The organism is Klebsiella sp. P1CD1 (assembly GCF_003790505.1).
In the GTDB taxonomy this organism is placed as follows: domain Bacteria; phylum Pseudomonadota; class Gammaproteobacteria; order Enterobacterales; family Enterobacteriaceae; genus Klebsiella; species Klebsiella variicola.
The window spans coordinates 189804-203111 of sequence record NZ_CP033631.1 but is presented as its reverse complement, the minus strand read 5'-3'; the positions used below and the strand labels follow the sequence as shown (position 1 = coordinate 203111).

Here is a 13308-nt window from a genome sequence, read left to right as displayed (position 1 = left end):
CCCCCTCTCCCTCAGGGAGAGGGTCGGGGTGAGGGTTCGCCAAATATCTGCTATTCTGCCCCCCGCAATTAAGGGGGCAGTATGCTGAACATCGTGTTATTCGAACCAGAGATCCCGCCGAACACCGGGAATATTATCCGCCTGTGCGCCAACACGGGCTTCAGTCTGCATATCATTGAGCCGATGGGCTTTACCTGGGACGATAAACGCCTGAGACGCGCCGGACTGGACTATCACGAGTTCACTGCCGTGCAGCGCCATGCGGATTACGCGGCGTTTCTCGCCAGCGCGCAGCCACAGCGGTTGTTCGCCCTGACCACCAAAGGCACGCCGGCGCACAGCGCAGTGAGCTATCAGGATGGCGATTTCTTGATGTTTGGCCCGGAAACCCGCGGTCTGCCGGCCAGCATCCTCGATGCCCTGCCGCCAGAGCAGAAAATCCGTATTCCGATGATGCCGGACAGCCGCAGCATGAACCTGTCAAACGCGGTGTCGGTGGTGGTGTATGAAGCCTGGCGCCAGCTGGGGTATCCGGGCGCCGTGTTGCGCAGCTAACCTGAGCCATTCCCGGATGGCGGCGCACCGCGCCTTATCCGGGCTACATATCTAAGCTTAACAGCGGCAAATGGCAATACATCAAATCCCGTCGCCGTACTCGAAGGTGTGGTGGATGCCGTTGAAATGCTGATCCATGTCCATCGCCGGCTTGTCGCTCTCCGGCTTGCCAACGATGCGCGCCGGTACGCCCGCCGCGGTGGTGTGCGGCGGAACCGGCTGCAATACCACCGAACCGGCGCCAATCTTCGCCCCACGTCCCACTTCGATGTTACCGAGGATCTTCGCCCCGGCGCCAATCATCACGCCTTCGCGAATTTTCGGGTGACGGTCGCCGCTGGTTTTACCGGTACCGCCGAGGGTGACCGACTGCAGAATAGAGACGTCATCTTCAATCACCGCCGTTTCGCCGACCACAATGCCGGTGGCGTGGTCGAGCATGATCCCGCGGCCGATTTTCGCCGCCGGGTGAATATCCACCTGGAAGGAGACGGAGACCTGATTTTGCAGGAAAATCGCCAGCGCACGTCGGCCCTGAGTCCACAGCCAGTGGCCGATACGGTAGGCCTGCAGCGCATGGAAACCCTTCAGGTAGAGCAGCGGCGTGGAGTATTTATCCACCGCCGGGTCGCGCGTGCGCACCGCCTGAATATCGCAGGCGGCGGAGGCGATCATTTCCGGATCGGCGGCATAGGCCTCTTCGACCACTTCGCGAATGGCGATCGCCGGCATAATCGGCGAAGCCAGCTTGTTGGCCAGCATATAGCTCAGCGCACTGCCCAGATTTTCATGCTTGAGTAGCGTAGCGTGGTAAAAACTGGCGAGCATCGGCTCACAGTCAGCCAGAGCCCGGGCTTCGGCTTTAATATTATTCCAGACGATATCCAGTTCTTCACACGGCATTGCATACTCCAGACGATATGATAATGACCTGCCAGTTCTGCGCTGGCAGGGTCATTCAGGTGACAAAGGAAAGCTAATTGCTGCTGCGCTCGTCCTTGCGGGCGCGACCCAATAAGGTCAATGCTGCCTCGCGCGCAATTTTTCCGCAATACAATACCTGATAAATTTCCTCGGTTATTGGCATTTCGACACCTAAACGCTGTGCCAGAACGCGAACCTCCTTGGTATTGCGGTAGCCTTCGACCACCTGGCCAATCTTGTCCTGGGCGCTCTGCACGTCCATACCCTGGCCGAGCATCATGCCGAAGCGACGGTTACGGGACTGGTTGTCGGTGCAGGTGAGCACCAGGTCACCGAGGCCGGCCATGCCCATAAAGGTTTCCGGATCGGCGCCCAGCGCCGCGCCGAGACGGGACATTTCCACCAGCCCACGGGTAATCAGCGCCGTACGCGCATTGGCGCCGAAGCCGATGCCATCCGACATACCGGCCCCGATGGCAATGACGTTTTTCACCGCGCCGCCGAGCTGCACGCCGATAAAGTCCGGATTGATGTAGACGCGGAAACTTTTGCCGCAGTGCAGCAGGTGCTGCAGATCCTCGGCAAACTGCGGATCCGTCGCTGCCAGCGAAATCGCCGTCGGCAGACCGGCGGCCAGCTCTTTGGCGAAGGTTGGTCCCGAGATCACCGCCAGCGGGATATCATCGCCCAGCGCTTCACGCGCCACGTCCTGCAGCAGGCGGCCGGTTTCAGCCTCGAGGCCTTTGGTCGCCCACACCAGACGTGCGTCGGGACGCATCAGCGGTTTAATCTGACGTAATACCTGGCCGAACACATGGCTTGGCACCACGACAAGGATGTCGCGGCTGGCGGCCAGCGCGGTGGCCAGGTCGCTCTCAAGATGCAGCGTATCCGGGAAAGGCACATCGGGAAGGAACGCGGCGTTGCAGCGATCGTGTTGCAGCGTCGCGATATGTTTCGGGTCATGGCCCCAGAGCACAACGTGGTGGCCATTTCTTGCCAGGGTGATGGCAAGAGCGGTGCCGTAAGAGCCGGCACCGATCACAGTCATTGCAGCATTAAGTGCGTTCATCAGGCATCCTGATGTTGTTCAGCACCTTCGCCAGCCTGCTGCTGCAGATAGTTCATAAACAGCGCGTCGAAGTTCACTGGCGCAAGGTTAAGTTGCGGGAAGGTGCCGCGGGAAACCAGGCTGGTGATGCACTCACGCGCGTACGGGAACAGAATGTTCGGGCAGTATGCGCCGAGGCAGTGCGCCATCTGGGTGCCTTCGATGCCGTCGATGGAGAAAATACCGCCCTGCTGTACTTCACAGAGGAACGCGGTTTCTTCGCCCAGCGCGGCGGTCACGGTCACACGCAGCACCACTTCATAAACGCCTTCAGCCAGCTGGGTGGAGGCGGTATCCAGATCAAGTTTAACTTCCGGCTGCCAGTCTTTCTGGAAAACTTGCGGCGCGTTCGGCGCTTCAAAAGAGATATCTTTGGTATAGATACGCTGGATCTGGAAGGTCATTTCGGTGCTGTTTTGTTCTGACATAGTAAAACCCTTTCGTGTTGTCCTTAAATACGCGCTTCCGCCAGGGAAAGCGCGCAAAAATTAGCGCAAGAGGGGATCAAGTCCACCACGTGAATCAAGCGCATACAAGTCGTCACAGCCGCCAATGTGCTGCGCATCAATAAAAATCTGCGGAACCGTCGTCCGTCCGCTGCGCTGGATCATCTCCTCACGCTTCGCGGCATCGCCATCGATCGGCAACTCATGGAACGTTACGCCTTTGCTGTTCAACAGCGCTTTCGCGCGTACGCAGAACGGGCAGGTCGCTTTGGTGTAGATCTCAATATTGGCCATGACTTTACTCCTGTTTTTACCCTGGGGTTTTACGCCGCAGCCTGAGCTTCCCCTCACGTCAGGCATGAAGGGGAAAGCGCGGCGGCATTACCACGCGAGGTAAGTTATTTGCCGCGTACCAGAGGAAGGTTTTCGCCGCTCCAGCCTGCGATGCCCTCTTTCAGTACAAAGACTTTTTCAAACCCGGCTTTGTTCAGCGCGCTGGCTGGCTCTTGCGCCTGCATGCCGGAACCGTCTACCACAATAATGGGTTGCGATTTGTGTTTTTCCAACTCGCCGACGTTATTGGCTTTGATATCGGCAGGCAGCAGGTTGATGGCGCCGGCAATATGGCCTTTACGGAAATCGTCACGCTGACGCAGGTCGACCACCACCGCATCTTCTTTATTGATAAGACGCGTCGCTTCACCACGGGTGATGACTTTAACTTTCGACATCAACCCTTTAAAGGTGGTGAAGAGTACCGCACCCAGCAGCGCGATCCACGCGATGCTCAGGACCGGGTGACGGCCGATGAATTGCATAATTTCTTGCATGGGGGGTTACAACTCCCGACTAAGTGATAAAAAACCAGGGAAGGAGTATACCTGTGCATTGCGGCAAATACAGCCAGTGAGCGCGATGTAATGTATTTTCTGCGGGCGGTCACGAAAAAAAAGCCGCCTTCATCATCGCCTCTGACGCCGCCCCTTCCCTTTCTTTGATCTTTCACGGGGATTTAAACGATTCAGCTGTAGTAAAATTACGCAAAATTTCTGTCTTTGAGCATGAGGTTGTCGCAATGTCGGTTTCTAAAAAACCTATGGTACTGGTGATTCTGGATGGCTACGGCTATCGCGAAGACCAACAGGATAACGCCATTTACAGCGCTAAAACGCCGGTAATGGACGCCCTGTGGGCCAAACGTCCGCATACCCTGATCGATGCATCTGGCCTGGAAGTCGGCCTGCCGGACCGTCAGATGGGGAACTCCGAAGTAGGCCACGTCAACCTGGGCGCCGGTCGTATCGTCTACCAGGACCTGACCCGTCTCGATGTTGAAATTAAAGAACGCACCTTCTTCGCCAACCCGGTACTCACCGCCGCGGTCGACAAAGCGGTTGCCGCCGGTAAAGCGGTCCACATCATGGGCCTGATGTCCCCGGGCGGCGTCCACAGCCACGAAGATCACATCATGGCGATGGTGGAGCTGGCAGCAGAGCGCGGCGCTGAGAAAATCTATCTGCACGCCTTCCTTGATGGCCGTGATACGCCGCCGCGCAGCGCGGAAAAAACGCTGGCGACATTCGAAGCCAAATTTGCCGCGCTGGGCAAAGGCCGCATCGCGTCTATTATTGGCCGCTACTATGCAATGGATCGCGATAACCGCTGGGATCGCGTGGAACAAGCTTATGATCTGATGACCCTGGCGAAAGGCGAATTCCAGGCCGATACCGCCGTCGCGGGTCTGCAGGCCGCCTACGCCCGTGACGAAAACGACGAATTCGTCAAAGCCACCGTTATCCGCGCCGCCGGCCAGGCCGATGCCGCGATGGAAGACGGCGACGCGCTGATCTTCATGAACTTCCGTGCTGACCGCGCGCGTGAAATCACCCGCGCCTTCGTCAACGCCGACTTCGACGGCTTCGCGCGTAAGAAAGTGGTTAACCTCGACTTCGTGATGCTCACCGAATACGCCGCCGACATCAAAGTCGCCTGCGCTTATCCGCCCGCCTCACTGGCTAACACCTTCGGCGAGTGGATGGCGAAGCACGATAAAACCCAGCTGCGCATCTCCGAAACCGAGAAATACGCTCACGTCACCTTCTTCTTCAACGGCGGCGTAGAAGAGCCGTTTAAAGGCGAAGAGCGTATTCTGATTAACTCACCAAAAGTGGCAACCTACGATCTGCAGCCAGAAATGAGCTCCGCCGAGCTGACCGAGAAACTGGTCGCCGCCATCAAAGGTGGCAAATACGACACCATCATCTGTAACTACCCGAACGGCGATATGGTTGGCCATACCGGGGTGATGGAAGCGGCAGTGAAGGCGGTTGAAGCGCTGGATCACTGCATCGACCAGGTGACTCAGGCGGTGGAATCCGTTGGCGGCCAGTTGCTGATCACCGCCGACCACGGCAACGCCGAGCAGATGCGCGACCCGGCCACCGGTCAGGCGCACACCGCCCATACCAACCTGCCGGTTCCGCTGATCTACGTCGGTAACAAAGCGGTCAAAGCGGTCAATGGCGGTAAACTTTCCGACATCGCCCCGACCATGCTGTCGCTGATGGGAATGGAAATCCCGCAAGAGATGACTGGCAAGCCGCTGTTCATCGTGGAATAATCCTTCCCCATGAGGGGAAAGGCGACGTATTCAACTACATGGATCGCAACGGCAGTTCGATCCGTCCTTTACGCCAGCGCGCTCAGCGCTGGCGTATTGCTGTGCGCGTCATCTGCGCACGCCGACGATCGCGATCAGCTAAAGTCCATCCAGGCCGACATCGCCGCCAGGCAGCGGGCGATTAAGCAACAGCAGCAGCAGCGCGCAAGCCTGCTCGCCCAGCTCAAAGCGCAGGAAGAGGCGATCGCCGCCGCGGCCCGCAAACTGCGTGAAACCCAGGACAGCCTGAACCAGCTCAATAAGCAGATTGACGAGATGAACGCTTCTCTCGCGAAGCTGGAGCGTCAGCGCGCGTCTCAGGAACGTAACCTCGCCGCGCAGCTTGACGCCGCGTTCCGCCAGGGGCCGCATACCGGCATCCAGATGGTGCTGAGCGGTGAAGAGGGCCAGCGCAATCAGCGGATGCAGGTCTACTTCAGCTATTTCAACCAGGCCCGTCAGGAGACTATTGCGGAGCTGAAGAAAACGCGCGAAGAGATGGCGGTGCAAAAGTCGATGCTCGAAGAGAAGCAGAGCCAGCAGCAGACGCTGGTCTACGAACAAAAAGCCCAGCAGGCGAAGCTGGAGCAGGCGCGTAACGAACGGAAAAAGACCCTTTCCGGTCTGGAGTCCGCCATTCAGCAGGGTCAGCAACAGTTAAGTGAATTGCGGGCTAACGAATCGCGCCTACGCGGTCGTATCGCCCAGGCGGAGGCTGCCGCCAAAGCCCGAGCCGATCGGGAAGCTCGCGATGCGCAGGCGGTGCGCGACCGCCAGCAGGAAGCATCGCGCAAAGGCACCACCTATAAACCAACGGAAAGCGAGCGTTCGCTGATGTCACGCACCGGCGGGCTGGGCTCGCCGCGCGGCCAGGCGTTCTGGCCGGTTCGCGGTCCGCTCCTTCATCGATATGGCGAACAGCTGCAAGGTGAACTACGTTGGAAAGGGATGGTTATCGCCGCGTCTGAAGGCACCGAAGTCAGAGCCATTGCCGATGGTCGGGTCATTCTGGCTGACTGGCTGCAGGGCTATGGTCTGGTGGTGGTGGTCGAACATGGCAAAGGCGACATGAGCCTGTATGGCTATAACCAAAGCGCGCTGGTCAGCGTCGGTACGCAGGTTCGTGCTGGTCAGCCTATCGCGCTCGTAGGCAGCAGCGGCGGTCAGGGCCGTCCGTCGCTCTATTTCGAAATTCGCCGCCAGGGTCAGGCGGTCAATCCACAGCCGTGGTTGGGAAGATAAGTTTTGCTTCAATTTCGCGCAATTGCTCTTGCCGTAGCCGGTTCGCTGGCTCTGGCGGCGCCAGCGTTCGCTGGCAAACTCTCCATCGTTATTGACGATTTTGGCTACCGCCCGCAGACCGAGAATCAGGTGCTGGCGCTGCCGTCAACTATCTCCGTCGCCGTGCTGCCGAACGCGCCGCACGCCCGGGAAATGGCCACGAAAGCGCATAATCTGGGCCATGAAGTGCTCATCCACCTGCCGATGGCGCCGCTCAGCAAACAGCCGCTGGAAAAAGACACCCTGCGTCCCGAAATGAGCAGCGAGGAGATCGAGCGCATCATTCGCGAGGCTTACGGCAAAGTTCCCTACGCCGTCGGGCTGAATAACCATATGGGCAGCGCGATGACCTCCAACCTGTTTGGTATGCAGAAGGTGATGCAGGCCCTGGAGCGCTACAATCTCTATTTTCTCGATAGCGTCACCATCGGCAACACCCAGGCCATGCGCGCCGCGCAGGGCACCGGGGTGAAGGTGATTAAGCGCAAGGTGTTTCTTGACGATACGCAGAATGAAGCCGATATCCGCACCCAGTTCAATCGCGCCATCGCCCTGGCGCGGCGCAACGGTTCGGCAATAGCCATTGGCCATCCGCATCCGACGACGGTGCGGGTGCTGCAGCAGATGGTCTATAACCTGCCGCCGGATATCACGCTGGTGCGCCCGAGCAGCCTGCTCAACGAGCCGCAGGTCGACAACTCGACGCCAAACTACGCTCAGCCGCCCGCGCAACAAACGCCGCCGCAGCAGCAGAAGCCGCGTAATCCGTTCCACGGCGTGAAGTATTGCAAGCCGAAGCGCCCGCTGGAGCCCGTGAACGCCAGCCGCTTCTTCACTATCCTCAGCGACAGCATCAGCCAGAGCGCGCTGGTCCAGTACTATCGCCTCAAATGGCAAGGCTGGGACAATCCCGGCAACTAGACCACTCAGGGGTCCGTTCGCTTTTGCGCGACGGGCGCCTGGTTATCTTCGTGGGCGTACCACGCCTTAAAATATTTGAGAAAGCTGTAAAACGTGGCGTACAGGCCGGTGACCACGCCGACTTTGCCAAAGCGCCACGCTCCGCTAAAGAGATACCACTTAAAGAAAGCGCCAATGGCGCTGACGATCCCCCGCGTCAGCGAAGGTTTGATCTGCTGGTACTTCACCAGCCGGGTGGTATAGCTGTTCAGCTTATTAAACACTTCATGCAGCGAATAAAAGGTGTCATGGCGTACAAAGCCCGGCAGCCTGACGGAGCGTGCGTGTCCGACCACCTGGTCATCCACCGGCCGGTCGTTAAACCGCGCCTGCTGGCGGTTAAAGAGACGCACCGGGTAATCCGGCGAAGAAATAGGGTAGATCGTTCGCACCTGCGTGCCGAGCACAAACCAGTAGCGCGGCAGACGCCAGGCGCAGGTTGGGTCCGGCTCCTCCCCCGCTTTTAGCGCCTGAATGGCCGCCACTACGTCATTATCAAGAATCTCATCGCTATCCATACACAGCACCCAATCATGGCTGGCCAGCCCGATGGCGTAGTTCATCTGGGCGCCGTGGGCTTTATAGGCATGATGATGGACGGTGAGGCCAAACTGCTGACAAATAGAGACCGTTTCGTCGGTGCTGCCGGAGTCGACGACGATACATTCATCGGCCACCTTCAGCAGCGGCGGCAGCACCTCCATCAGCAGGCGCGCAGAGTTACAGGTCAGTAAGCATACGGAGAGTTTAAGCATGATAGTTACAAAGTTAAACCGCGACTAAACACACTGTATAAGCGAATAACCGTAAAATCGATGTAGAAATTGTGCGCTTAATATTAAGCAGGCTAAAAATGTTATCCAAATCTAAATTAAGGCGCCCGCAGGCGCCTTTTTTGCTGATTTTTACAACAGCCCGGAGGCGTTATTCCCAGCTCAGAACCACTTTACCGGACTGGCCGGAGCGCATCGCGTCAAAACCTTTCTGGAAATCATCAATGCCGAAGCGGTGGGTGATGATCGGTGAAAGGTCCAGACCAGACTGGATCAGCGCCGCCATTTTGTACCAGGTTTCGAACATTTCGCGACCATAGATCCCTTTAATAAACAGCCCTTTGAAGATGACCTTGGTCCAGTCGATGGACATATCCGACGGCGGGATACCCAGCATCGCGATACGGCCGCCGTGGTTCATGGTATCGAGCATGCTGCGAAACGCCGGCGGCGCGCCGGACATCTCCAGGCCCACGTCGAAACCTTCGGTCATGCCCAGCTCGGCCATCACGTCGTTGAGGTTCTCTTTCGCCACGTTCACCGCGCGGGTGACGCCCATTTTGCGCGCCAGCTCCAGACGGTACTCGTTGACGTCGGTGATCACCACGTTACGCGCGCCGACGTGTTTCGCCACCGCCGCCGCCATCACGCCGATCGGACCGGCGCCGGAAACCAGTACATCTTCCCCGACCAGATCGAAGGAGAGCGCGGTGTGCACCGCGTTGCCGAACGGGTCGAAGATAGACGCCAGGTCATCAGAGATATTGTCGGGGATTTTAAAGGCGTTAAAAGCCGGGATCACCAGATACTCGGCAAAGCAGCCCGGGCGGTTGACGCCCACGCCGATGGTGTTGCGGCACAAATGGGTGCGGCCCGCGCGGCAGTTGCGGCAGTGGCCGCAGGTGATATGCCCTTCGCCGGAGACGCGGTCGCCAATCTTAAAGCCGCGCACTTCCTGACCAATCCCCACCACTTCGCCGACGTATTCGTGACCGACCACCATCGGCACCGGAATGGTCTTCTGCGACCACTCATCCCAGTTGTAGATGTGCACGTCGGTTCCGCAAATGGCGGTTTTGCGGATTTTAATCAGCAGATCGTTATGGCCGACTTCCGGTTCCGGTACGTCGGTCATCCAGATGCCTTCTTCCGCTTTCAGTTTGGATAACGCTTTCATCTCACACCCTTATTAGGCGATGACGCCCAGTTGTTTGCCGATGCGGGTAAAGGCTTCCACCGCACGCTCAATTTGTTCAGGGGTATGCGCCGCCGACATCTGGGTGCGAATACGCGCCTGGCCTTTCGGTACCACCGGATAGAAGAAGCCGGTGACATAGATCCCTTCTTTCTGCAGCTCGCGGGCAAAGTTCTGCGCCACCACCGCTTCACCCAGCATCACCGGAATGATGGCGTGGTCGGCGCCCGCCAGCGTGAAACCTGCCGCGGTCATTTTTTCGCGGAACAGACGCGCGTTAGCCCACAGCCGATCGCGCAGGTCTGCCCCCTCTTCAACCATCTCCAGCACTTTGATGGAGGCGGCCACAATGGCCGGCGCCAGAGAGTTGGAGAACAGATACGGACGGGAACGCTGGCGCAGCCACTCAACCACCTCTTTGCGTGCGGCGGTGTAGCCCCCGGAGGCGCCGCCCAGCGCTTTACCCAGCGTGCCGGTGATGATGTCGACGCGACCCATCACGTCGCAATATTCATGAGAGCCGCGGCCGTTTTCGCCGACGAAGCCGACGGCGTGGGAGTCATCGACCATCACCAACGCATCGTATTTATCCGCCAGGTCGCAAACGCCTTTCAGGTTGGCGATCACGCCATCCATCGAGAAGACGCCATCGGTGGCGATCAGCACGTGACGCGCGCCGGCCTCGCGCGCTTCTTTCAGACACGCTTCCAGCTCCTGCATGTCGTTGTTGGCATAGCGGAAGCGCTTCGCTTTACACAGGCGCACGCCGTCGATGATCGAGGCATGGTTCAGGGCGTCGGAGATAATGGCGTCTTCCGGCCCGAGCAGCGTTTCAAACAGGCCGCCGTTGGCGTCAAAGCAGGAGGAGTAGAGGATCGCGTCTTCCATACCGAGGAAATCGGCCAGCTTCTTCTCCAGCTGCTTATGCGTGTCCTGGGTACCGCAGATGAAGCGCACCGAGGCCATCCCGAAGCCGTGGCTGTCCATACCGGATTTCGCTGCGGCAATCAGTTCCGGGTGGTTCGCCAGACCCAGATAGTTATTGGCGCAGAAGTTAATCACATGGCTGTCGCCGACGGTAATGTCCGCCTGCTGCGCCGAGGTGATGATCCGCTCTTCTTTGAACAAGCCTTCGGCCCGAGCGGTTTCCAGATTACTCGTTAACTGTTTGTAGAAATCACCACGCATTGCAACTCTCCAGATTCGGCAAAATTTGGCACATATTACCCAAAGCTATACGCTGATACGAGATGATGCAGGCCTGAATGAATTATTTGCAGCATAAATCACGTCAGCCCAGCACCTTATTCTGCGAATGGCTGTAGGCTTGCTCATGTGGTGATATGATATGAGCATTCATGCCCGGATTGTCTTCGGGCTCCCAACTTCAAAGGTACAGTTATGATCATCGTTACCGGCGGCGCAGGCTTTATCGGCAGCAACATCGTTAAAGCGCTGAATGACAAAGGCATCACCGACATTCTGGTTGTCGACAATCTGAAAGACGGCACCAAGTTTGTGAATCTGGTTGACCTGAACATCGCTGACTACATGGATAAAGAAGACTTTCTGATCCAGATAATGGCGGGTGAAGAGTTCGGTGAAATCGAAGCGATCTTCCACGAAGGCGCGTGCTCTTCCACCACAGAGTGGGATGGCAAGTACATGATGGATAACAACTATCAGTACTCTAAAGAGCTGCTGCACTACTGCCTGGAGCGCGAAATCCCGTTCCTGTACGCCTCTTCCGCCGCCACCTACGGCGGACGCACCAGCGACTTCATCGAGTCCCGTGAGTACGAACAGCCGCTGAACGTCTACGGCTACTCCAAATTCCTGTTCGACGAATACGTCCGCCAGATCCTGCCGGAAGCCAATTCGCAGATCGTCGGCTTCCGCTACTTCAACGTCTACGGGCCGCGCGAAGGCCACAAAGGCAGCATGGCGAGCGTCGCTTTCCACCTCAACACCCAGCTGAATAATGGCGAAAGTCCGAAACTGTTCGAAGGCAGCGACGGCTTCAAGCGCGACTTCGTCTACGTGGGCGACGTGGCAGACGTCAACCTGTGGTTCTGGGAAAACGGCGTGTCCGGGATCTTCAACCTTGGCACCGGCCGCGCGGAATCCTTCCAGGCGGTTGCCGATGCGACCCTGGCTTTCCATAAAAAAGGCAGCATTGAGTACATCCCGTTCCCGGACAAACTGAAAGGCCGCTACCAGGCATTCACCCAGGCCGATCTGACTAACCTGCGCAAAGCGGGCTATGACAAACCGTTCAAAACCGTTGCCGAAGGCGTAACGGAATATATGGCCTGGCTGAATCGGGATGCGTAAGAGATAACATGAAAATTCTGGTGGTAGGCCCGTCTTGGGTGGGCGACATGATGATGTCGCAAAGTCTTTATCGTACGCTCAGGGCGCGCTATCCCCAGGCGATTATCGACGTGATGGCGCCAGCCTGGTGCCGTCCGTTGCTATCGCGCATGCCGGAAGTGAATGAAGCGATCCCGATGCCGTTGGGCCACGGCGCGCTGGCTATCGGCGAACGCCGCAAGCTCGGCCATAGCCTGCGCGAGCGTCGCTACGATCGCGCTTACGTGCTGCCGAACTCGTTTAAATCGGCATTAGTCCCCTTCTTTGCCAACATCCCGCTGCGCACCGGCTGGCGCGGCGAGATGCGCTACGGTCTGCTCAACGACGCCCGGGTACTGGACAAAGACGCCTGGCCGCTGATGGTGGAACGCTACGTGGCGCTGGCCTACGACAACGGCGTGATGCGCTGTGCCAACGATCTGCCGCAGCCGCTGCTGTGGCCGCAGCTGCAGGTCAACGATGGCGAAAAATCACAGGCCTGCAACGCCTTTAATCTCTCAAACGAGCGGCCGATCATCGGCTTCTGCCCCGGCGCGGAATTCGGTCCGGCCAAACGCTGGCCGCACTATCACTATGCTGCGCTGGCTAAAAAGCTTATCGACGATGGCTATCAGATTGCGTTATTCGGCTCGGCGAAAGATAACGAGGCCGGCAAAGAGATCATCGCCGCCCTCAGCAGCGAGCAGCAGGCCTGGTGTCGTAATCTGGCGGGTGAAACCCAGCTGGAGCAGGCGGTCATTCTGATCGCCGCCTGTAAAGCTGTAGTGACTAACGATTCGGGGCTGATGCACGTCGCCGCCGCGCTGGACCGCCCGCTGGTGGCGCTGTATGGCCCGAGCAGCCCGGACTTCACCCCGCCGCTGTCGCATAAAGCGCGGGTTATCCGCCTGATTAGCGGCTACCACAAGGTGCGCAAAGGCGATGCCGCGGAAGGCTATCATCAGAGCCTGATCGACATCACCCCAGAACGCGTCCTGCAAGAGCTGAACGAACTGTTAGCGGAAAAAACCGAGCACGAGGAAGCGTAACGG

General features: G+C 58.2%; 14 protein-coding genes. 6 read left to right on the top strand and 8 right to left on the bottom strand.

Annotation, left to right across the window (positions count from 1 at the left end; all coding sequences use genetic code 11):
- Positions 1–81 precede the first annotated feature (81 nt).
- On the top strand, positions 82–555 hold the full coding sequence (gene trmL / locus DTA24_RS01000; RefSeq protein ID WP_004205043.1) for a tRNA (uridine(34)/cytosine(34)/5-carboxymethylaminomethyluridine(34)-2'-O)-methyltransferase TrmL: 474 nt from the start codon (positions 82–84) through the stop codon (positions 553–555).
- Positions 556–636: 81 nt separating this feature from the next.
- On the opposite strand, the gene cysE is transcribed toward trmL, so the two are convergent.
- The 5 genes from cysE to DTA24_RS00975 all read right to left on the bottom strand — a co-directional run bounded on the left by cysE (position 637) and on the right by DTA24_RS00975 (position 3866).
- Positions 637–1458, bottom strand: coding sequence for a serine O-acetyltransferase (gene cysE, locus DTA24_RS00995; RefSeq protein ID WP_002922426.1), 822 nt, complete (start codon positions 1456–1458; stop codon positions 637–639).
- A gap of 73 nt (positions 1459–1531) precedes the next feature.
- Entirely contained in the window at positions 1532–2551 is a 1020-nt protein-coding gene (gene gpsA / locus DTA24_RS00990; RefSeq protein ID WP_008806857.1) for an NAD(P)H-dependent glycerol-3-phosphate dehydrogenase, read from the bottom strand.
- Positions 2551–3018 carry a protein-export chaperone SecB gene (secB, locus tag DTA24_RS00985; RefSeq protein WP_002922428.1) on the bottom strand — a complete coding sequence of 156 codons (468 nt, stop codon included), beginning with the start codon at positions 3016–3018 and terminating at the stop codon, positions 2551–2553. The genes gpsA and secB overlap by 1 nt, the downstream gene beginning before the upstream one ends.
- Before the next feature lie 60 nt (positions 3019–3078).
- Positions 3079–3330: a glutaredoxin 3 gene (gene grxC / locus DTA24_RS00980; RefSeq protein ID WP_008806856.1), complete on the bottom strand. Its 252-nt coding sequence runs from the start codon at positions 3328–3330 to the stop codon at positions 3079–3081.
- Positions 3331–3434: 104 nt separating this feature from the next.
- Positions 3435–3866 carry a rhodanese-like domain-containing protein gene (locus DTA24_RS00975; protein WP_008806855.1) on the bottom strand — a complete coding sequence of 144 codons (432 nt, stop codon included), beginning with the start codon at positions 3864–3866 and terminating at the stop codon, positions 3435–3437.
- 245 nt (positions 3867–4111) lie between these two features.
- Here DTA24_RS00975 and gpmM point away from each other — a divergent pair, with 245 nt between their 5' ends.
- From gpmM to DTA24_RS00960, 3 genes are read left to right on the top strand one after another with little or no spacing between them, the layout of a single operon-like run.
- Complete coding sequence (gpmM, locus tag DTA24_RS00970) at positions 4112–5656, top strand: 2,3-bisphosphoglycerate-independent phosphoglycerate mutase (RefSeq protein WP_008806854.1); 1545 nt, start codon at positions 4112–4114, stop codon at positions 5654–5656.
- 9 nt (positions 5657–5665) lie between these two features.
- Complete coding sequence (envC, locus tag DTA24_RS00965; protein ID WP_008806853.1) at positions 5666–6937, top strand: murein hydrolase activator EnvC; 1272 nt, start codon at positions 5666–5668, stop codon at positions 6935–6937.
- Between the two features lie 3 nt (positions 6938–6940).
- A complete protein-coding gene (locus DTA24_RS00960) occupies positions 6941–7897 on the top strand; it encodes a divergent polysaccharide deacetylase family protein (protein WP_008806852.1) in 957 nt (318 codons plus the stop codon).
- Between the two features lie 5 nt (positions 7898–7902).
- On the opposite strand, the gene DTA24_RS00955 is transcribed toward DTA24_RS00960, so the two are convergent.
- The 3 genes from DTA24_RS00955 to kbl all read right to left on the bottom strand — a co-directional run bounded on the left by DTA24_RS00955 (position 7903) and on the right by kbl (position 11092).
- Complete coding sequence (locus DTA24_RS00955; protein ID WP_032740328.1) at positions 7903–8691, bottom strand: glycosyltransferase family 2 protein; 789 nt, start codon at positions 8689–8691, stop codon at positions 7903–7905.
- A gap of 169 nt (positions 8692–8860) precedes the next feature.
- Positions 8861–9886 carry an L-threonine 3-dehydrogenase gene (gene tdh, locus DTA24_RS00950; protein ID WP_004205051.1) on the bottom strand — a complete coding sequence of 342 codons (1026 nt, stop codon included), beginning with the start codon at positions 9884–9886 and terminating at the stop codon, positions 8861–8863.
- 12 nt (positions 9887–9898) lie between these two features.
- Positions 9899–11092 (bottom strand): glycine C-acetyltransferase, encoded by a 1194-nt coding sequence (gene kbl, locus DTA24_RS00945; protein WP_008806850.1) that lies wholly within the window; start codon positions 11090–11092, stop codon positions 9899–9901.
- Positions 11093–11305: 213 nt separating this feature from the next.
- On the opposite strand from kbl, the gene rfaD reads away from it, so the two are divergent.
- Positions 11306–12238 carry an ADP-glyceromanno-heptose 6-epimerase gene (rfaD, locus tag DTA24_RS00940; protein ID WP_008806849.1) on the top strand — a complete coding sequence of 311 codons (933 nt, stop codon included), beginning with the start codon at positions 11306–11308 and terminating at the stop codon, positions 12236–12238.
- Between the two features lie 8 nt (positions 12239–12246).
- The gene (gene rfaF / locus DTA24_RS00935; protein WP_032736543.1) at positions 12247–13305 is read left to right on the top strand and encodes an ADP-heptose--LPS heptosyltransferase RfaF; all 1059 of its coding nucleotides are present in this window, start codon (positions 12247–12249) and stop codon (positions 13303–13305) included.
- Positions 13306–13308: the final 3 nt, after the last annotated feature.